Source organism: Antiquaquibacter metalliresistens (genome assembly GCF_029211225.1).
GTDB classification, from domain to species: domain Bacteria; phylum Actinomycetota; class Actinomycetes; order Actinomycetales; family Microbacteriaceae; genus Rhodoglobus; species Rhodoglobus metalliresistens.
Map to the genome: position 1 here is coordinate 376,957 of NZ_JARGEM010000004.1, position 20,061 is coordinate 397,017.

The following is a 20,061-nucleotide window of genomic DNA, read 5'->3' on the forward strand; positions in this document are numbered from 1 at the left end:
CCGGCCGCCGCCGCCGCCGTGTGCCGCTTCTAAGCTGGAGCGGTGAGCCTCACCGTGCTGCCCGTGCCCGGCATCCCCGAGATCGTCGCGGGGGATGACCTCGCCACGATCATCGGCGACGCGCTGCCCGAGCTGCAGCACGGCGACATCCTGGCCGTCACCTCCAAGATCGTCTCGAAGGCCGAGGGCCGCAGCATCGTCGCCGCCGACCGCGAGGACGCGATCACCGCCGAGACGGTGCGTGTGGTCGCCACCCGCGAGCACGCCAAGGGCGTCACCCGCATCGTGGAGAACCGGCTGGGTCTCGTGCTCGCCGCGGCCGGGGTGGATGCCTCCAACACCCCGGAGGGCACCGTGCTGCTGCTGCCCGAAGACCCGGACGCGAGCGCCCGCGCGCTCGCCGCCGCCCTGCGCGAGCGGTTCGGGGTGCGCGTCGGGGTCGTGATCTCCGACACGCTCGGCCGACCCTGGCGGCAGGGACAGACGGATGTCGCGATCGGCGCCGCGGGCATCCGCGTGCTCCACGACCTGCGTGGCACCACCGACGCCTCGGGCCGGCGGCTGGACGTGACGGTCGCCGCCGTCGCCGACGAGATCGCCGCCGCCGCAGACCTGGTGAAGGGCAAGACCTCGCAGGTGCCGGTCGCGATCGTGCGCGGACTCGGCGAGCTCGTCGGCGAGCTCGACCTGCCGGGCGCCGCGGCGATCGTGCGCTCGCCGGAGGAGGACATGTTCCGGCTCGGCACCGAGGAGGCGTGGCGCGAAGGCTACGAGGCGGGGCTGGCGGCGCGGAGCGGGTCTCGGCCCTCGACCGCCGAAGAGCCGCGCACCGCAGAGCCGCGCACCGCAGACTAGGGCCGCTCGCCCTCGCACCACACCAGCGCCGTGCGGTTCGCGCGGGCGACCTCGACGCCGCTCTGGTTGGCACCGGTGTGCAGCAGCGTCACCACCCCCTGCCCGGGTCGCGACGCCGACAGCCGCTTCTCGACGACGAGCGTGCGCGAGTAGAGGGTGTCGCCCAGGAACAGCGGATGCGGGAACGCCACCTCGCCGAAGCCCAGGTTCGCGACGAGCGTGCCCTGCGTCAGCTGCGCGACGGACGAGCCGACGATGGTCGCGAGCGTGAGCATGGAGTTGACGAGCCGCTGTCCGAACGGCTGCGTGGCAGACCACGCGGCATCCAGGTGCAGGGCTTGCGTGTTCATGGTGAGGGTCGTGAACAGCACGTTGTCGGCCTCGGTGATGGTGCGGCCGGGGCGATGCAGGTAGGTCGCGCCCACCTCGAACTCCTCGAACCAGAGGCCGCGCTGCTCGATCTCACGGCCGGGTCCGCCGGCGCCCGGCTCGACCCCGCCCGGCTCCGGCCCGCTCACCGGAACCCCAACTCGCGCGCGATCACCATGAGCTGCACCTCGGTGGTGCCCTCGCCGATCTCGAGGATCTTCGAGTCCCGGTAGTGCCGGGCGACCGGGTATTCGTTCATGAAGCCGTTCCCTCCGAAGATCTGCGTGGCATCCCGGGCGTTGTCCATCGCCGCCTCGCTGCTGACCATCTTGGCGATGCTCGCCTCCATCTTGAAGGGCTGGCCCGCCGCGAGTCGGTGGGCTGCGTCGTAGGTGGCCAGGCGCGCGGTGTGCACGCGGGACTGCATGCGCGCGAGCGTGAACGCGATGTGCTGGTTCGCTCCGATCGGCCGCCCGAACACGATGCGCGACTTCGCGTAGTCGATCGCGGCCTCGAGGCAGCCCTGCGCGGCACCGGTCGCGAGCGCGGCGATCGCGACCCGGCCCTCATCCAGGGTCTGGATGAAGTTGGCGAATCCGCGACCGCGCTCGCCGAGCAGGTGGTCGGCCGGCACCCGGCAGTCGTCGAAATACAGGGGATGCGTGTCGGAGGCGTGCCAGCCGACCTTGTCGTACGCCGGCCCCACCGTGAACCCCGGTGTGCCGCTCGGCACGATGATCGCCGACAGCTCGGGGGACCCGTCCGGGGAGCGCCCGGTGACCGCGGTGACCGTGACGAGGCTCGTGATCGCGGTGCCCGAGTTGGTGATGAACTGCTTCGAGCCGTTGATCACCCAGTGGTCGCCGTCGAGCACGGCCGTGGTGCGGGTGGCCGCGGCATCCGACCCCGCCTCCGGCTCGGTCAGACCGAAACCGGCGAGGGCGGTGCCGGCGGCGAGATCCGGCAGCCAGCGCTGGCGCTGCTGCTCGGTGCCGCTGCGCAGGATCGGCATGGCCCCGAGCCCGACCGCCGCCTCCAGGGTGATCGCGATCGACTGGTCGACGCGCGCCAGCTGCTCGAGGGCGATGCAGAGCTCGACGTAGCTCGCGCCCTGGCCGCCGTAGGCCTCCGGCAGGGGCAGCCCGAACAGACCCAACTCGCCCATCACCGCGACGATGTCGAGCGGCAGTTCGTGCTTCACGTCCTGCTCGTACGCACGGGGTGCGACCACCGTGTCGGCGAACTGTCGCACCATCTCGCGCAGCGCCAGCTGCTCGTCGGTGAAGTCGAGGCTCATGGCGTCACCGTCGCCACGAGCTGATCCAGCCGCACCTGGTCGCCGGGGGCGACCGCGACGGTCACCACCCCGTCGCTCGGTGCCGCGAGCGCGTGCTCCATCTTCATCGCCTCCACCGCCAGCAGCGGCTGGCCGGCCGCCACCGCGTCACCGGATGCCACGAACACCGACACGACCGTGCCCGGCATCGACGCCCGCACCTCCGGGTTCACGACCCCTTCGACCCGCGCGAGCGACGCACGGTGCGCCGCAAGCCGCTGCTCGCGGGTGAGCACCGGCAGCTCCCAGGTGCGGCCGTCGCGGGCGAGCCACAGGATGCCCCCGGCCCGCGCCCAGCGGAAGGTGACCGACTCCCCGCCGAACTCGATCGTCGCGGTGCTCTCGTCGTGCCGGAATCGGGTCGGCAGCCCATCCACGACCGCGACTCCGGGCGCGCCGAGCACCGTCACCGTGCTGTCGCCGAGGTGGTAGCGCGCCGGTCGGTGGGCGCCGATGCGCCAGCCGCTCGGTCGCCCCCAGAGGCTCGGGCCCCACGCCGTGGCGTGCTCGATGAGCGCCGCGCAGGCGAGCGCCGCGGCATCCGTCGCCTGCGGGGCCGTGGGCAGCGCATCGACCAGGCCGGTGTCGAGCCGACCCGCGCGCACCCGCGGGTCGGCGAGCAGGTCGCGCAGGAACGCCTGGTTCGTGCGCACGCCCAGCACGGTCGTCTCCGCGAGCGCACGGTCGAGACGCGCGAGCGCCTTGTCGCGCGTCTCGCCCCACGCGATCACCTTCGCCAGCAGCGAGTCGTAGTCGGATGTCACGACCAGCCCCTCGGCGAGCGCGCTGTCCACCCGCACGCCGACGCCGTCCGCCTCGCGCAACCCGAGCACCGTGCCACCGGTCGGCAGGAACCCCGCGGCCGGATCCTCCGCGCACAACCGCGCCTCGATCGCGTGCCCGCGCGGCGCGAACTCGAGCTCGAGCCGCTCGCCGGCCGCGATGCGCAGTTGCCACTCGACCAGGTCGACGCCCGCGACCATCTCGGTCACTGGGTGCTCCACCTGAAGCCGGGTGTTCATCTCCATGAAGAAGAACGTGTCCGGCTCGGCGTCGGAGACCAGGAACTCGACGGTGCCCGCGCCGACGTAGGCGACGCTGCGGGCCACCTCGCGGGCGGCCTCGCCGATCGCCGCGCGCGTCGTATCCGACAGCAGCGGCGATGGCGACTCCTCGATGACCTTCTGGTGTCGGCGCTGCAGCGAGCACTCGCGCTCGCCGAGGTGCATCACGGTGCCGTGCGTGTCGGCGAGCACCTGCACCTCGATGTGCCGTGGGCTCGGGATGTACCGCTCGAGCAGCAGCGCATCGTCGCCGAACGCCCGCTTCGCCACCCGCCGCGACGCCGCGAGCACTGCGGGCAGCTCGCCGAGCGAGTCGACCACCGTCATGCCCTTGCCGCCGCCGCCCGCGCTCGGCTTGACGATGAGCGGCAACCCCACGCCGGACGCCGCCTCGATCAGTTGCGCGTCGGTCATGCCGGCGTCCCCAGTGCCCGGGATGATCGGCACCCCCCGCGCTGCGACGTGCGCCTTGGCGCGGATCTTGTCGCCCATCGTCTCGATCGCCTGCGGCGGCGGACCGATGAACACCACCCCGGCGGCCGCGCATGCGCGGGCGAAGTCCGCGTTCTCGGCGAGAAACCCGTACCCGGGGTGCACGGCGTCGGCGCCGGTGGCCGTCGCGACGGTGACGAGGGCCGCGGCATCCAGGTAGCTGTCGACGTGCACCGCGCGGTCGGCGAGGCCGACGTGTCGCGCGCCGCGGTCGGCGTCGGTGTAGACGGCGATCGAGCGGATGCCGAGCTCGCCCAGCGTGCGGATCACCCGGCAGGCGATCTCGCCCCGGTTGGCCACGAGCACGCTCTCGAACATCGCGATCACATCCGGAACAGCCCGAAGGCCGGCTCGGGCAGGGGCACGGCCGCGCAGACGTCGAGGGCAAGGCCGAGCACGGTGCGGGTGTCGTCGGGCTCGATGATGCCGTCGTCCCACAGGCGCGCGGTCGAATAGTAGGGGCTGCCCTGCCGCTCGTACTGCTCGCGGATCGCGCTGGAATCCTGCCCCACCGTCGTGAGCACCGAGGCGGCCTGCGCCCCGCCCATCACCGAGATGCGCGCGTTCGGCCACATCCACAGGAACCGCGGGCTGTACGCCCGCCCGCACATCGAGTAGTTGCCGGCGCCGAACGACCCGCCGATCACGACCGTGAGCTTGGGCACGCGCGTCGTCGCGACGGCGGTCACCATCTTCGCGCCGTGCTTGGCTATGCCGCCGGCCTCCGCATCCCGGCCCACCATGAACCCGGCGACGTTCTGCAGGAACACCAGCGGAATGCCGCGCTGATCGCACAGCTCGATGAAGTGCGCGCCCTTCACCGCCGACTCGCTGAAGAGCACGCCGTTGTTGGCGAGAATGCCGACGGGATGCCCGTGCACCCGCGCGAAGCCGGTGACGAGCGTCGCGCCGTACTCGGCCTTGAACTCGTGGAACTCGGAGCCGTCGGTCAGCCGCGCGATCACCTCGTGCACGTCGTAGGCTTCCTGCACGTCCACGGGCACCACCTCGGTCAGGCTGCCGGTGACGGCGGGTTCGCGGCTCGGCTGGATGTCCCAGGCCGGGGCCAGGGGCGGCGGCAGCGTCGCGACGATGTCGCGCACGATGCCGAGGGCGTGGCGGTCGTCGTCGGCGAGGTGGTCGACGACGCCGGAGGTGCGGGCGTGCAGCTCGCCGCCGCCGAGGTCTTCGGCCGCGACATCCTCGCCGATCGCGGCCTTCACGAGCGGGGGGCCGCCGAGAAAGATGGTGCCCTGGCCGCGCACGATCACGGACTCGTCGCTCATCGCCGGCACGTAGGCCCCGCCCGCGGTGCACGAGCCCAGCACCGCCGCGATCTGAGGGATGCGCTGCGCCGACATCCTCGCCTGGTTGAAGAAGATGCGACCGAAGTGGTCGCGGTCGGGGAACACCTCGTCCTGCATCGGCAGGAACGCGCCCCCCGAGTCGACGAGGGAGATGCACGGCAGCCGGTTCTCGAGCGCGATCTCCTGCGCGCGCAGGTGCTTCTTCACGGTCATCGGCAGGTACGTGCCGCCCTTGACGGTCGCGTCGTTGCAGATCACGAGCACCGGCCGGCCGTGAACCTGGCCGATGCCGGCGATCACCCCGGCGCCGGGCGCCTCGTCGTCGTAGAGGCCGAACGCGGCGAGCGGCGCGATCTCCAGGAACGGGCTGCCCTCGTCGAGCAGCTCGTCGACGCGGTCGCGGGGCAGCAGCTTGCCGCGCGCGAGGTGGCGTTCGCGGGAGCGCTCCGGTCCGCCGAGCGCGGCCGTCGCGAGACGCTCGCGCAACTCGGCGATCAGTTCGGCGTGGGTGACGCCGGGCGCGCTCACCCGGGTCGCCTCGCCGCCGCCTGGATTCTCCGCGCTCATCTCACACCATCGCCAGCACGCGCGCCGGGTCGTGCAGGATCGCCCCGACGTCGGCGAGGAATCGGGAGCCCTGCTCGCCGTCGACGACGCGGTGGTCGAACGACAGGCTCAGGGTGAGCACGTCGCGCAGGGCGACCTCGCCGCGGTGCTCCCACGGCATCCGTCGCACCGCACCGAGCGCCAGGATGCCCGCCTCGCCCGGCACCAGGATCGGGGTGCCGGCGTCGATACCGAACACGCCGATGTTCGTGATCGTGAACGTGCCGCCACGCAGCGCCGGCGGTTGGGTGCCGCCGTCTCGCGCGGTGACGGCCAGCTCGCGGATCGCGTCGGCGAGTGCGAACAGCGTCAGGCGCTCGGCGCCCTTGACGTTGGGCACGACGAGTCCGCGACCGGTCGCCACGGCGATGCCGAGGTTCACGGTTCCGGGGTGCACGATCTGCTGGGCGGCCTGGTCCCAGCGGCTGTTGAGCTCCGGATTGCGGGCGAGCGCGATGCAGACCGCCTTCGCCGTGAGGGCGAGCACGTTGGTTCGCGGCTCGAGCCGCGCGAGCAACTCGGTCGCGGCAGTCACGTCGACGGTGAGGAACTCGGTGACGTGGGGAGCGGTGAACGCACTCGCGACCATGGCGGCGGCGGTCGCCTTGCGCACGCCCTTGATGGGGGTGCGGGTCTCCGTCGGGATGCCGCGGGTCGCGCCACCCGTGCCCGTCGGGTCGCCCGAGCCATCCGCGCCATCCGCAACCCCGCTCGTCGAGCCAGCGCCACCCGCGGCGCCAGCCCCGCCCGACCGCGCCGCCGACTCCACGTCGACGCGCGTGATCAGCCCGTTCGGGCCGGTGCCGCGCAGGCTCTCGATATCGATGCCGAGCTCGCGGGCGAGGGTGCGCACGGGCGGTGTGGAACGCGGCCGTTCGGCGCTCGCGCCGGTGATGCGGGCGGCGCTGCTCGCCGGATTCGCGCCGCCCGCGACACCGGCAGCGTCGTCGCCGGGCACGCCGCCAGCTGCGCCGCCAGCTGCGCCGCCCAGCACTCCGCCAGCTGCGTCGCCCACCGCGCTCGCCACGCCCCGCGCCCGGCGCCGCGGGGCGACCGCGTCCGCGGAGGCGCCGTAGCCGACGAGGTTCGGCTCGGAGGCGACGTCGGTCGGCGCAGCGTTGGGCCCCGCCGAGCCGGCGGCCGTGTCATCCACGCTCAGCAACGGCGCGCCCACCTCCACCGTGTCGCCTGCGCCGGCATGCAGCGCCGCCACGATGCCCGCGAACGGCGACGGCAACTCGACGATCGCCTTCGCCGTCTCGATGTCGGCGATCACCTGGTTCAGCTCGATGCGGTCGCCGACCGCGATACGCCACGCCACCACCTCGGACTCGGTGAGCCCCTCACCGAGATCCGGCAGTGCGAACTCGCGGATCACGCCCGAACCCCCGATGCGATCAGCCCGAGCGCACGGTCCACCCCGTCGAGCATGCGATCGAGGTCGGGCAGGTGGTGCCGTTCCGCCTTCGCCGGCGGGAACGGCACGTCGTGCCCGGTGACCCGCACGGGCGCGGCCTCAAGAAACTCGAAGCAGCGTTCGGTGATGCTCGCCGCCAGCTCCGCACCGAGACCGCCAGACAGTGCGGCCTCGTGCGTGATCACCAGGCGCCCGGTCTTGCGCACGGATGCCTCGATCACTGGGTAGTCCACCGGCGAGAGCGAGCGCAGGTCGATGACCTCGATGCCGATGCCCTCCTCGCGGGCGGCGGCAGCGGCATCCACCGCGGTCTGCACCAGACCGCCGTACGCGAGCAGCGTGACCCGGTCGCCCGGAACCACCACCCTGGCGTGCCCCATCGTCGGCGTCGCGTCGAGGTCGACCTCCGCCTTGACGTGGTAGCGGCGTTTCGGCTCGAAGAACAGCACGGGGTCGTCGCTGGCGATCGCCGCACGGATGCCGTCGTAGGCGTCCTGCGGATTCGACACCGCCATCACGCGCAGTCCGGGGGTGCTCGCGAAGTACGCCTCGGGGGAGTCGGAGTGATGCTCCGCCGCGCCGATGCCGCCGGCCCACGGCACCCGGATCGTCACCGGCATGCGCACCGCCCCGCGCGTGCGGCTGTGGATGCGGGCGAGCTGGCTGACGATCTGGTCGAACGCGGAGTAGATGAAGCCGTCGAACTGGATCTCCACCACCGGTCGGAACCCGCGGTAGGCGAGCCCGATCGCGGTGCCCAGGATGCCGGCCTCGGCGAGGGGCGTGTCGACCACGCGGGTGCGCCCGAACTCGGCCTGCAGTCCGTCGGTGATGCGGTAGACGCCGCCGAGCGTGCCGATGTCCTCGCCGAGCAGCACGACGCGGTCGTCGTCGGCGAGGCTGCGGTGCAGCCCGGCGCGGATGGCCTTGGCGAGGGTGAGCGGTGCGAGCCCGCCCAGGTCCGCGCCCCGGTCCACGGTGTGTGCGCTCACGCGAAGCCCTCCAGGTACTGCTGGTAGCGGTCGCGCTGCTCGTCGATGCGGGGATGCCGCTCCGCGTAGACGTGCTCGAAGAGACTCTCGGCGGGCGGGTCCGGCAGGGCGAGGCAGCGCTCGCGGAGCCCGGCGGCCGCGGCATCCGCCCGCGCTGCGGTCTCGGCGATGAACTCGGCGTCGAGTGCACCCTCGGCGGTGAGCAGCGCTTCGAGCCGGGCGATCGGATCGAGCGCCGCCCAGTGCTCGAGCTGGCCGACCGGCCGGTAGCGGGTGGGGTCATCCGCGGTGGTGTGCGGGCCCATGCGATAGGTGACCGCCTCGATGAGGGTGGGCCCGTCGCCGCGGCGGGCGCGGTCGAGGGCGATGCGCGTGGCGGCCATCACGGCGATCACGTCGTTGCCGTCGACGCGCATCGAGGGGATGCCGAAGCCGGGCCCGCGTTCGGCGAGCGACACCCGCGTCTGCAGCGCGACCGGCTCGGAGATGGCCCACTGGTTGTTCTGCACGAAGAACACGACCGGCGCCTGGAAGCTGGCGGCGAAGACCATCGCCTCGGCGACCTCGCCCTTGCTCATGGCGCCATCGCCGAGGTAGGTGATGGCGACCGCGTCGGAGCCGTCCCAGGTGAGGCCCATCGCGTAGCCGGTGGCATGCAGGGTCTGGGTGGCGATCACGATCTGCGGGGGTGCCATGTTGAGCTCGGTGGGATTCCAGCCGCAGAACGCGGACCCGCGCCAGGCCTCGACCAGCTCGACCGGCTTGGCGCCGCGCACCCAGGCGACGCCGTGTTCGCGGTAGCTGGAGAACACGTAGTCGTCGGCGCGCAGCGCGCGGGCGGAGCCGATCTGGGCGGCCTCCTGTCCGAGCAGCGGGGGCCAGAGACCGAGTTGGCCCTGGCGCTGCAGGGCGGTCGCCTCGGCGTCGAGGCGGCGGACGATCGTCATGTCCTGCAGCAGCGAACGCAGTTGTTCGTGGCCGAGGTCGAGCACGTGCTCCTCGTAGCCCGGCGCGTGGATGCGCGTGCCGTCGGGGGCGAGCAGCTGGATGACGTCGCTCGTGGCGACGAGCATCTCAACGGGGGATGCCGTGGTCTGGCTCATGAATCTCCCTTGATCCTGATCCGGTGCTCGCGACGCTACGCCGGGTCTGCAGATCGCTCAAGTGTTCGAGTACAGATTGAGCAATTCGCGCAGATCGCGCCCAAGTCGGTTGCTAGAGTTGCGCAGTATGGACCGTCTGGATGCCGTCGACCGCCGTCTGCTCGCCGAGCTCGCGCAGGATCACCGGGCCACCGTGGTGGCCCTGGCCGATCGGCTGTCGCTGTCGAGGAACACCGTGCAGGCGCGCTTGGCGCGACTGGAGCGCGATGGCGCGTTCCTCGACTTCGACCGGGCGATCAGCCCGGCGGCGCTGGGCTTTCCATTGGAGGCGTTCATCGCGGTGCACGTGGAGCAGAAGGTGCTCGCGGCGGTCGTGCAGGCGCTGGCGGGCATCCCGGAGGTCGTGCAGGCGCACGGCTTGAGCGGCCCCGTGGATCTGCTGGCGCATGTGGTGTGCCGGGATGCGAACGACCTGTTCCGCATCGACGGCGCGATCCTGGCGATCGAGGGGGTGCAGCGCACGGAGACGTCCCTGTCGATGGGCGAACTGCTGCCGTACCGGATGCGGCAGTTGCTGGGGTAACGCCCGCTCGCCGCTGCCTCGGCCAGTTCTGCGCCCGAAGTCGACTGTTACGGGCGGGTTTCGGCGGTGTGACTTCGGCGTGTTCCGGCCGCTCACGTGCCGAGCGCGCCGCCGATCCGCGGGCACGTCGTGGTGCGTGGGACCAACCCGGGGCCCTCGGGGATTGTCGCGACGCCCGATGCCGCGCGAGTGCGTGCGCACACAGACTGGAAATCGCACCTGTTTCTGCTCACCCACTTTTCCTGCCAGGAGGATCCGCACGTGATCACATCGACCCACCGAGCCCGGCTGGCCGCCGTCGCCTCGCTCGTCACAGCCGGCGTCATGCTCAGCGCCTGCGCCACCACGACACCGGAAGCGTCGGGTGATGCGGGCAACGCGAAGCCGATCGTGATCAGCCTCGACAGCTCCGTCGACATTCTCGACCCCCAGCAGTGGCGCACTCCGGCCTCGATGGTCACGACGGGCAGCCTCGTCGAGCAGGTCATCGAGCAGACCTATGACGAAGACGGCATCGTGCGCACGGGCACCACCGAGTTCGAGAACGCCCTCGCCGAGAGCTACGAGTACTCGGATGACGGCACGACCCTGACGATCGTGCTGCGCGACGGCCTCACGTTCGCTGACGGGTCCCCGTTGACCGCGGAAGACGTCGTGTGGACCTTCCAGCGGGGCCTGCTCGGCCCCGGCTACATCAAGGTGCTCTATCCCATGGTCGGCATCACCAGCCCCGACCAGTTCGTGGCCGTCGACGACCTGACCGTCGAGATCACGGTGCCGTTCGCTTCGCCGCTGCTCGACAAGCTTCTCGCGATGCAGCCCTTCGGCATCCTGTCGAAGGAGTCGGCGGACGAGTTCGGCACCGACGAGGACCCCTGGGCGGCCGAGTGGTTCCGTGAGAACGACAACTCGTCCGGCCCGTACACGGTCTCCGCATACGACCCGACCACGAGCATCACGCTCGAGCCGAACCCGAACTACTACGCTCCCGACAAGGTGCGCAATGGTGGAGTGACCATCCAGTTCGTCTCCGACCCCGCCCAGCGCGCGTTGCTGCTGCAGAGCGGCGAGATCGACCTCGCTCAGGGACTGCCGCTCGACCAGGTGGCCAAGCTCGAGGACGTCGAGGGACTGAACGTCGTTTCCGAACAGTCCAACCGACTCGAGTACCTCGGGCTGAACACCAGCATCGCGCCGTTCGACAACCCGTTGGTGCGTCAGGCCGTCGCCGCCGCCCTGCCCTACGAGGCCTTCGTGGAGGAGGTCATGTACGGCTACGCCCGACCGGCGTCCGGCGTCATCCCCGAGGGCATGGTCACCCACTCCGACGATGCGGGCACGTTCGACCAGGACATCGACTCCGCGCAGAAGCTGATGGACGAGGCCGGCGTGGCGCCGTTCACCACCACGCTGTCGTTCAAGCAGTCCTCTGGGGTCGAGGCACGCGCCGCCGTGTTCATCCAGTCCGCACTCGCCGAGATCGGCATCACGGTCGAGGTGAATCCGCTGCCGGATGCCGAGTTCACCCAGCGCACGGGAGCTCGCGAACTGCCGATGTACCTGAACAACTTCCTCGGCTGGGGCGCTGATCCCTTTTACCAGATGAAGTCGCTCGTGGGCACGGGGTCAGGCACGAACTTCACCAGCTACGGCAACCCCGAACTCGATGCCCTCATCCAGACCGGCTTCGAGACGCTCGACGAGGCCGAGCGGGAGCGCATCTCCGCGGAGGCGCAAGCGATCATCTTCGATGAGATGCCCTTCATCCCGGTGTGGAACCCGAACTGGACCTTCGTCGTGCGCGACGGGGTCTCCGGGCTCACGAAGGACAACACCGAGCAGCTCCGCCTGCAGTACCTCACGAAGGACTGAACGGTCGGACCGGGGCGGTCGCCCGCCCCGGTCCGCCGCTCTCACCCCACCGACCCCCGGCCGAAAGTCACCCGTGCTCCGTTACCTGCTGCGTCGATTGGCGATCTCGGCGATCACCGTGCTCGGTCTCGCCCTGGTCGTATTCCTCGTCGTGCGCATCCTGCCCGGCGATGCCGCGGCCGCCCGGCTCGGGCCTGAAGCCAGCCAGGGGGACATCGACGCTCTGCGCGCCGAGTACGGCCTCGACCAGCCCATCATCGTGCAACTCGGCCGTTACCTGTTCGGTCTGCTCCAGGGCGACCTGGGGACCGCCGTCTCGACGGGCCGGCCGGTTGCCGACGAACTCTTCGCGCGGCTGCCCGCGAGCATCGAGTTGGCTGTCGCCGGACTCCTCGTGGCGTTGTTGATCGGGTTTCCGCTCGGCATGCTCGCCGCGGCGCACCGAGGCAGGATCCCGGATGTCGTGGCCAGGATCTTCGCCGTGCTCGGCTCCAGCATGGCGCCGGTGTGGCTCGGGCTGCTGCTCATCTTCGGCCTCTACTCGCTCGCCCATCTCTTTCCAGGTCCGGTCGGCCGGTTGCCGATCGGCATGCCGCCGCCGCCGCACATCACCGGAAGCTACGTGCTCGACGGCCTGCTGACGGGGCAGTTCGCCGTCTCCGGGGAAGCCCTTCGATATCTCGCACTCCCGGCGCTCACCCTGGGACTCGGCGCGTCGGCGGCGGTGCTGAAGATGGTGCGCTCCGCGATGATCGCCACGCACGAGAGCGGGTTCGTGCGCACCGCGATCGCGTACGGCGTTCCCGGCCGCGAAGTGCTCTGGCGTGACCAGTTGCGCAACGCCATGTTGCAGGTGCTCACCGCGATCGGCCTCGTCTTCGGCTTTCTGCTCGGCGGCAACGTGATCGTCGAGCGGCTGTTCAGCTGGCCGGGTGTGGGGCGCATCGCCTTCGACGCCCTCGGCAGCAACGACCTCGAACTGTTGCAGGGCTACGCGCTCATCATCGGCGTCATGTACATCACCCTGAACTTCGTCGTCGACCTGCTCTACGGCGTCATCGACCCACGAATCCGGCTCGGCGGGAGGGCATCGTGACCGAAACCGTACCTGCGCTCATCCCGATGACGCGCGCGCGTCGCCGACGTCCGTTTCTCATCGTCGGCGCGGCGACCATCGCCGCACTGCTGGTGCTGGGCGTCATCGGCCCGCTCTTCGTTCCGGGAGCCGCCGAGATCGTCGGCAAGGCGTTCCTGCCGCCCTCCGCCGAGCATTGGTTCGGCACCGACAGTTTCGGTCGCGACATCTTCGCCCGGTGCGTGCACGCGATTCGCCTGGACCTGGCGCTCGGCGTCAGCGTCGCCGTGCTGGCCATGGTCATCGGGTCGGCCGTGGGTGTGATCTCGGGCTACCTCGGCGGGGTGGTGGATGACGTGGTCATGCGGCTGGTCGACATCCTGATGGCGTTCCCCGGCTTCATCCTCGCGATGATCCTGCTCGTCTCCGTCGGCGACTCCCTGCCCAACCTCGCGGCCGCCCTCGCCGTCGCGCAGATCGCGCCGTTCGTGCGATTGGTGCGCGCCAAGGCGCTCAGCGAGCGGGAACTGGACTACGTGGCCGCATCCCGTGTCTCCGGTGCGGGCTGGCTGCGAGTCGCGTTCCGCCACGTGCTGCCCAACTCCATCCGGCCGGCGGCCGTGCAACTCACGCTCGTGTGCGGCTACTCGATCCTCAACGTCGCCGGCCTCGCATACCTCGGCATCGGCATCCACCCTCCGACTGCGGAGTGGGGCGTCATGGTGGCCGAGGGCGCGACCAACATGCTCACCGGGCAATGGTGGACCGCGTTCTTCCCGGGTCTGATGATCGCGATCACCGTGATGGCCCTGCACTTCATCGGAGACGACCTGGCGGGGGATCGCGCATGAGCCGGCTGAGCATCGAAGACCTGAGTGTGGCGGTGCGGGCGACGAGTGCGCCCATCCTGAGCGGCGTCAGCCTGCAGATCGAACCCGGTGAGATCGTCGGCCTGGTCGGCGAGTCGGGGTCCGGAAAGTCGATGACCTCGCTGGCGACGATGGGCATCCTGCCGTTCGGGCTCGAGCAGACCGGTGGTCGGTTCCTCGTCGACGGTGTGGATGTCACGGCCGAGCGGCAGCGCAGCGTCACCTTCCGGTTCGCGATGATCTTCCAGAACCCGCGGGACTCGCTGAACCCGCTCATGCGGATCGGTGACCAGGTCGCCAGGATGGTGGCGTTGCACCAGGGCGTGGGCCGGGCCGCAGCGCGCGCCGAAGCCGTCGACCTGCTCGAGCGAGTGCACATCGCCGCGGCCGCCGCGACGGCCCGGAAGTACCCGCATCAGCTCTCCGGCGGCATGTGCCAACGGGTGATGGTGGCCATGGCGCTCGCCTGCCGCCCGAGCCTGCTCATCGCCGACGAACCGACGACCGCGCTCGATGTCACGGTGCAGGCCCAGATTCTCGATCTGATCGTGGAACTCACCGTCGACACCGGCTGCGGCGTGCTGCTCGTCACCCATGACCTGGGCGTCGTTGCGCAGACGTGCGACCGGGTGAACGTGCTGTTCGGCGGTGAACTCGTCGAGTCCGGATCGACGGCGGCGGTGTTCGCCGCGCCGCAGCACGAGTACACCCGGTACCTCATCGACGCCGGTCGGCAGTTGGAGGATCTCGATGGCGCTGCTTGAGATCACCGACCTCCGCAAGCAGTACCGCAGCGGCGGGCACGTCGTGGATGCCCTGGCCGGCGTCTCGGCGCAGGTCACCGCGGGCCGCACCCTGGCCGTCGTCGGGGAGTCCGGTTCGGGCAAGTCGACGCTCGGCTCCATCGTCGCCGGCCTGCAGCGGCCGAGCGACGGTGAGGTGCTGTTCGAGGGGGAGACGATCGGCAACCGCACCTACCGGTCCGCACTGCGGCGGCGCATCCAGATGGTGTTCCAGAGTCCATACCAGTCGCTCGATCCGAAGTATCGCGTGGAGTCGACGCTCATGGAACCGCTCACCCTGCTCGCCGGGATGACGCGCTCCGAGGCCTCGGCGCGCGTCGACGAACTGCTGAGCCTCGTCCACCTGCCGACCGAGTTGCGGCGCCGCCGTCCTGCAGAACTCTCCGGTGGACAGCAGCAGCGCGTGGCGATCGCCCGGGCGCTGGCCGCCGGCCCCGACCTGATCGTGCTGGACGAGCCCACGTCCGGGCTCGACCAGTCGGTGCGCGGCAAGATCGTCGGCCTGTTGCGACGACTGCAGGTCGAGACCGGCGTCGCGTACATCTTCATCACCCACGACCTGGATGTTGCGCGCGCGATCGCTCACGACGTGATCGTGATGCAGCGCGGGGAGGTCGTCGAACGCGGAAGCCGTTCGGTGCTCGTGCACCCGCAGCATCCGTACACCAAGGCGTTGCTCGCTGCCGTGCCGAGCATGGACCCCGCCGAACGACGCCGCGGCACCGATGCAGCGGCGTCCGCCCGTCGCACCACCAAAGGCTCGGGGGCCGTCGCCACCGCAGCCGAGACACTCGAGGAGATCTAATGCGTTTCGGACTCGGCGTTCCCACGGGGACGGAGGGCCTCATGTATCCCATCCCGTTCGCGGACCCCGACCAAGCCGTGCGACTGGCGATCGAGGCGGAGCGGCTCGGATTCGACGGCGTGTGGGGCAACGATCACGTCACCACGCAGCGGTACGTGCGCGCCGAGTTCGACAGCCCGCCGCGGTTCTACGACCCGTATCTCTATCTGGCGTACGTCGCCGCGGAGACCACCACACTCTCGCTGGCGACCGCGGTGACCGTCTTCGCCTTCCGCAACCCCGTGGTGCTGGCGAAGCAGGCGTCGACGCTCGACCAGCTCAGCGGCGGGCGGTTCATCCTCGGCGTCGGCATCGGCGCGTATCGGGAGGAGGCCGAGGCGATGTGGCCGGGCATGGACATCCATCGCGGCCAACAGGCCGACGAGTACCTGCAAGCGCTCGGGCTACTCTTCACCGAGCGTCGCGCGAGCTTTGCGGGGCGCTATGTGCGCTTCACCGACGTCGAGAGCTATCCCAAGCCCAAGCAGACGCCGCTGCCGATCCTCTCGGGCGGCAACGCCCCGGGTTCGCGCGAACGAGCGGCCAAGTACGGTCACGGCTGGATCCCGGCACTGCTGACCCCGGCCGAGATCACGCAGGGTCTCGCGGACATCCGTCGCATCGCCGGCGAGCATGGGCGAACGCTGCCCGCCGGCTTCGACGTTGCGCCGCAGTTCTCGGTGGCGGTCGGGTCGTCGACGAGCGATGCGTTGCAGCGCTTCGAGGCATCCCAGCTCTACCAGCACATGAGGTCCCTCTCGAAGAGCACCCTGAAGGATCAGAACCAGGACGATTGGACGAGCCGCAACCTCGTCGGCAGCGGCGAGCAGATGCTCGAGCAGGTGCGCGCGTACGCGGCGGCCGGCGTGACGACGATGTCCGGATTGCTCTTCGCGTGCAACACCGTGGAGGAGGCGCTGGACCAGATGGCCTGGTTCGCCGAGAACGTCATCGCGCCCTACCGGCGCGAGACGACCGGCGCGGTGGCCCAGTGAGCGCCCGGCTGATCAGTCGCGAACTCGTCGACGCCCGCCTCGACCGGCTGCGTGGAGCGCTTCAGACGGCTCCGTTCGACACGGTGCTCGCGCTCAGCGCGGCGAACTTCGACTACGCCACCGGGTATCGCAGTGTCTCGGCGACCGTGCACGGCATTTCGCCGCTCGCGGCCCTGGTGCGGGGGGATGCGCGATTGGTGGTCGGCCCTGTCTCCGACAGCGCTCCGGGCTTCGACAGCGGGCTTGCGGAGGAGGACTACCTCGCCTACGGCCGCTTCTTCTTCGAGTCGCCGGACTCCGCCGCGACGGCGACCCGGCTGGTCGATCAGCACGCGGACTACGCCGCCGCCATCGCCGCCGCCGTTCGGCGCTTCGGCCTGCAGTCGTCGAGCATCGGGCTCGACGACGCCGCATGCCCGGCCCCGCTTCGCGCCGCGCTGGCCGACCTGCTGCCGAGCGTGACGTTCGTGCCGGCCAGCGACTGGTTCGCCCGCCTGCGCGCCGTGAAACTGCCGGGCGAGGTCGAGCTGGTGGAGCGCGCCGCGCGCATCGTCGAATCCGCCATGATCGACGGGATGTCGGCGGCTGCGGTGGGCGTGACGGAGGCCGAGATCGCGCGCGTCGTGGCCTCGGCCCTGGTCGCCAACGATCTCGAGCCTCGCTTCGTCGTGGTCACGAGTGGACCCAGGTCGGCCCTCGCCGACGCCTACGCCACCAACCGGGAGCTGGTGCCCGGGGATCTTCTGCGATTCGACGTCGGCGGCATGTACGAGGGCTACTGGGCCGATCTCGGCCGCACCGCGGTGATCGGCGAACCCACGGCCAAGCAGCGCACGTACTACGACGCGATGCTCGCGGGGGAGGAGGCCCAGTTCGCGCTCGCAGCGCCGGGCGTGCTCGCCGAGGACGTGTTCGCGCGGGCGGTCGAGGTGGTGGAATCCACCGGTCCCGTGCCGTACCGTCGGCAGCACTGCGGTCACGGCATCGGCCTCGAGGTGTACGAGGCACCGATCATCCGGCCGGGCAGTCCGACACCGCTCGAGCCCGGCATGACGTTCTGCTTCGAGACCCCCTACTACGAGCTCGGCTGGGGCGGCATGATGGTCGAGGATGCCGTCGTCATCACCGAGACCGGCGTGCGTCTGCTGAGCGATCGAGCCCGGGAGCTGACGGTGGTGGACGCGTGAGCCCGTACCTCGGCTACCTGGTGCACCCGATCACCGGGGAGCGGGTGGCCGAAGAGCACGCCTACCTGCCGACCGCGATCGACGGCGGTCACGTCTACGCGGTGCCGCAGTACGACCTGGGGGCTATGCGCGGCCTGGAGACGACCGACGATCCCGGACTCTTCCGCTATCGGGCGCTGCTGCCGATCGACGATGGACCGGTGGTGACCCTGCAGGAAGGGAACACCCCGCTGCTGCCGGTGAGTCGCGTGGGAGAGAGCCTGGGCATCCCGTCGCTCTTCGTGAAAGACGAATCGCGCAATCCAACCTGGTCGTACAAGGATCGGCTCGCCGCCGTCGCGGTCACGAAGGCGGTGCAGCAGGGGCGCGACACCGTGGTCGTTTCGAGCACGGGCAATCACGGCGCGGCCGTCGCCGCGTACGCCGCGCGGGCGGGCATCCGCTGTGTCGTGCTCACGCTGGCCTCCGTGCCGCAGGCGATGAAGACGCTCATGCAGAGCTACGGTGCCGAGACGGTCGCCGTCGAGACGCCGACCGACCGCTGGGTGCTCATGCGGCAGTTGGTCGAGCAGCGCAACTGGGTGCCGATGTCGGGGTTCGTGGGGCCGCCGTCCGGGTCGAACCCCTTCGGTTGCGAGGGCTACAAGACCATCGCCTACGAGTTGCACGCCCAGTTGGGCGAGGTTCCGGATGTTGTGGTCGCCCCGGTGGCGTACGGGGATGCCATCGCGGGCCTGCAGCGCGGGTTCGCCGACCTGGTGACGCTGGGGCTGACCAGTCGCGTGCCGCGGCTGGTGGCATCCGAGCCGTTCGGGCCGTATGAGCGAGCACTGCGCGAAGGCTTCGACCCGACGGCGGTCGTGGCGGCGGGGTCGTCGGTGTCGTTCTCCATCGCGACCCCGAGTGCGACCTGGCAGGGCTGGAACGCGCTCGCCTCGACCGGGGGTGCCGCGGCATCCGCGACGGACGAGCAGACCATGGCCGCGCAACACGCTCTGGCGTCGAGCGAGGGAGTGTTCCTCGAGGCCTCGTCGTCGACGACCGTCGCGGTGCTGCCGGAACTGCGCGCGCGGGGCGTCATCTCGGAGACGGACACGGTGGTGCTGCTCGGCACCTCGACGGGACTCAAAGACGTGCCCACGACCGCCGCGCGACTGCCCGCGGTGCCCGTGATCGAGCCGACCCTCGCGGCTCTGGACGCTGCGTTGGCGACCGTGTCCGGTCGGGGCCCGGTTCGATGAGGCTCGGGATCGCACCGTCGGGGCGTCGTTCCGCCGCGGATGCCGTGATGCTTGCCCGGCTTGCCGAGGATGCCGGCCTCGCCGAGGTCTGGATCAGCGAGGACTATCTGGAGCGCGGTGCATTCGCCGTGGCGGGCGCGATCGCCGGCGTGACCGAGCGGGTGGGGATCGGCATCGGCGTGATCAACCCGTGGACGCGGCACGTCGCCCTTGCGGCGATGGAGGCGCACGCGCTCGACGAGGTTGCGGAGGGGCGCAGCATCCTCGGGATCGGCGCGAGCAACGCGGCCTGGATGCAGGGCAGGCTCGGCATCCCGTTCGAGCGCCCGATCGGGGTGCTCGCCGACTACACCGAGGCGTTGCGGGTGCTGCTGCGCGGTGATCGACTCCAGACGCAGCTGCTCGGGGCGCAGATCGACGCCGCCCTCGATGCCGCCCCGCCGCGGGAGATCCCAATCGTCTGGGGAGTCAAGGGACCGAAGGCGCTCGCCCTCGCGCAGGAGCACGCCGACGGCGTGATGCTCTCGGTGTTGTCGTCGCCGGCGTATGTCGCGTGGGTTCGCGCGACCTACGCGCCGCGCTCCGTCACCGCCTACGCGTCGTTCGCGGTCGCCTCCGATCGGGCGACCGCTCGGGAACGTCTCCGGGCACACACGGCGAGGTTCCTCGGTATGCACGGCGCTTCGGCGATCACCGCGCGCGCCGGAATCGATCAGGATGTCGCGGCTCTCTTCCGCGAGCGACTCCTCGCGGGAGCGCCCGCGCTTGATCTCGCCGATGACGACATCGTCGGGGCGGTCACCGTGTCCGGAACTCCGGATGACGCGGCCGAAGGATTCCTCGCCCATCGTGCCGCGGGGGTCGACTCCCTCGTGGTCATCGACGACGGATCCGCCGAACCGGAGTCCCTCGTGGCCGGCGTCGTCGACGCTGCCGCGAGGGCGGGCCTGCTGTAGTCGCTCGCGGCCTCTGCCGCGACGGACGAGCCGGGGTGAGCCGGTGGCGCGGTGTGCTCCGGCGGCCCGGTGTGCGCCGGTGGCCCGGTGTGCTC

Annotated in this window: 18 protein-coding genes; 11 read left to right on the forward strand and 7 right to left on the reverse strand. The window is 70.8% G+C overall.

Annotated features, from left to right (window positions below; genetic code table 11):
* The first annotated feature begins 42 nt into the window (after nucleotides 1-42).
* Nucleotides 43-855 (forward strand): coenzyme F420-0:L-glutamate ligase, encoded by an 813-nt coding sequence (locus PYV02_RS09855; RefSeq protein WP_275758650.1) that lies wholly within the window; start codon nucleotides 43-45, stop codon nucleotides 853-855.
* Here PYV02_RS09855 and PYV02_RS09860 read toward each other — a convergent pair.
* The 7 genes from PYV02_RS09860 to pdhA are packed head-to-tail and all read right to left on the reverse strand — an operon-like array spanning nucleotide 852 to nucleotide 9,541.
* The gene (locus tag PYV02_RS09860; protein ID WP_275758652.1) at nucleotides 852-1,373 is read right to left on the reverse strand and encodes a MaoC family dehydratase; all 522 of its coding nucleotides are present in this window, start codon (nucleotides 1,371-1,373) and stop codon (nucleotides 852-854) included. The two genes, PYV02_RS09855 and PYV02_RS09860, sit on opposite strands and share 4 nt — an antisense overlap.
* Nucleotides 1,370-2,521, reverse strand: coding sequence for an acyl-CoA dehydrogenase family protein (locus PYV02_RS09865; protein ID WP_275758653.1), 1,152 nt, complete (start codon nucleotides 2,519-2,521; stop codon nucleotides 1,370-1,372). The genes PYV02_RS09860 and PYV02_RS09865 overlap by 4 nt, the downstream gene beginning before the upstream one ends.
* A complete protein-coding gene (locus PYV02_RS09870) occupies nucleotides 2,518-4,434 on the reverse strand; it encodes an ATP-binding protein (protein ID WP_275758655.1) in 1,917 nt (638 codons plus the stop codon). The genes PYV02_RS09865 and PYV02_RS09870 overlap by 4 nt, the downstream gene beginning before the upstream one ends.
* 5 nt (nucleotides 4,435-4,439) lie before the next feature.
* Nucleotides 4,440-5,990 (reverse strand): carboxyl transferase domain-containing protein, encoded by a 1,551-nt coding sequence (locus PYV02_RS09875; protein WP_275758657.1) that lies wholly within the window; start codon nucleotides 5,988-5,990, stop codon nucleotides 4,440-4,442.
* Nucleotide 5,991: 1 nt separating this feature from the next.
* Entirely contained in the window at nucleotides 5,992-7,407 is a 1,416-nt protein-coding gene (locus PYV02_RS09880; protein WP_275758659.1) for a dihydrolipoamide acetyltransferase family protein, read from the reverse strand.
* Nucleotides 7,404-8,438, reverse strand: a complete 1,035-nt coding sequence (locus tag PYV02_RS09885) for an alpha-ketoacid dehydrogenase subunit beta (RefSeq protein WP_275758661.1) — start codon at nucleotides 8,436-8,438, stop codon at nucleotides 7,404-7,406. The genes PYV02_RS09880 and PYV02_RS09885 overlap by 4 nt, the downstream gene beginning before the upstream one ends.
* Nucleotides 8,435-9,541, reverse strand: a complete 1,107-nt coding sequence (gene pdhA, locus PYV02_RS09890; protein WP_275758663.1) for a pyruvate dehydrogenase (acetyl-transferring) E1 component subunit alpha — start codon at nucleotides 9,539-9,541, stop codon at nucleotides 8,435-8,437. The genes PYV02_RS09885 and pdhA overlap by 4 nt, the downstream gene beginning before the upstream one ends.
* Nucleotides 9,542-9,668: 127 nt before the next feature.
* Between pdhA and PYV02_RS09895 the strand changes: the two genes are divergently transcribed.
* From PYV02_RS09895 to PYV02_RS09940, 10 genes are all read left to right on the forward strand, one after another.
* Nucleotides 9,669-10,124, forward strand: coding sequence for an Lrp/AsnC family transcriptional regulator (locus tag PYV02_RS09895; RefSeq protein WP_275758665.1), 456 nt, complete (start codon nucleotides 9,669-9,671; stop codon nucleotides 10,122-10,124).
* Between the two features lie 261 nt (nucleotides 10,125-10,385).
* Nucleotides 10,386-11,996: an ABC transporter substrate-binding protein gene (locus tag PYV02_RS09900; RefSeq protein ID WP_275758667.1), complete on the forward strand. Its 1,611-nt coding sequence runs from the start codon at nucleotides 10,386-10,388 to the stop codon at nucleotides 11,994-11,996.
* A gap of 73 nt (nucleotides 11,997-12,069) precedes the next feature.
* Nucleotides 12,070-13,092 (forward strand): ABC transporter permease, encoded by a 1,023-nt coding sequence (locus PYV02_RS09905; protein WP_275758669.1) that lies wholly within the window; start codon nucleotides 12,070-12,072, stop codon nucleotides 13,090-13,092.
* Nucleotides 13,089-13,922: an ABC transporter permease gene (locus tag PYV02_RS09910; RefSeq protein ID WP_275758670.1), complete on the forward strand. Its 834-nt coding sequence runs from the start codon at nucleotides 13,089-13,091 to the stop codon at nucleotides 13,920-13,922. The genes PYV02_RS09905 and PYV02_RS09910 overlap by 4 nt, the downstream gene beginning before the upstream one ends.
* On the forward strand, nucleotides 13,919-14,704 hold the full coding sequence (locus tag PYV02_RS09915; RefSeq protein WP_275758672.1) for an ABC transporter ATP-binding protein: 786 nt from the start codon (nucleotides 13,919-13,921) through the stop codon (nucleotides 14,702-14,704). The genes PYV02_RS09910 and PYV02_RS09915 overlap by 4 nt, the downstream gene beginning before the upstream one ends.
* Nucleotides 14,691-15,548 (forward strand): ABC transporter ATP-binding protein, encoded by an 858-nt coding sequence (locus tag PYV02_RS09920; RefSeq protein ID WP_275758674.1) that lies wholly within the window; start codon nucleotides 14,691-14,693, stop codon nucleotides 15,546-15,548. The genes PYV02_RS09915 and PYV02_RS09920 overlap by 14 nt, the downstream gene beginning before the upstream one ends.
* The gene (locus tag PYV02_RS09925) at nucleotides 15,548-16,582 is read left to right on the forward strand and encodes a TIGR03619 family F420-dependent LLM class oxidoreductase (RefSeq protein ID WP_275758677.1); all 1,035 of its coding nucleotides are present in this window, start codon (nucleotides 15,548-15,550) and stop codon (nucleotides 16,580-16,582) included. The genes PYV02_RS09920 and PYV02_RS09925 overlap by 1 nt, the downstream gene beginning before the upstream one ends.
* Nucleotides 16,579-17,769, forward strand: coding sequence for a M24 family metallopeptidase (locus PYV02_RS09930; protein WP_275758679.1), 1,191 nt, complete (start codon nucleotides 16,579-16,581; stop codon nucleotides 17,767-17,769). Before PYV02_RS09925 ends, PYV02_RS09930 begins: the two co-directional genes overlap by 4 nt.
* A complete protein-coding gene (locus tag PYV02_RS09935; protein WP_275758681.1) occupies nucleotides 17,766-19,010 on the forward strand; it encodes a pyridoxal-phosphate dependent enzyme in 1,245 nt (414 codons plus the stop codon). The genes PYV02_RS09930 and PYV02_RS09935 overlap by 4 nt, the downstream gene beginning before the upstream one ends.
* Nucleotides 19,007-19,966 (forward strand): LLM class flavin-dependent oxidoreductase, encoded by a 960-nt coding sequence (locus PYV02_RS09940; RefSeq protein WP_275758683.1) that lies wholly within the window; start codon nucleotides 19,007-19,009, stop codon nucleotides 19,964-19,966. Before PYV02_RS09935 ends, PYV02_RS09940 begins: the two co-directional genes overlap by 4 nt.
* Nucleotides 19,967-20,061 lie beyond the last annotated feature (95 nt).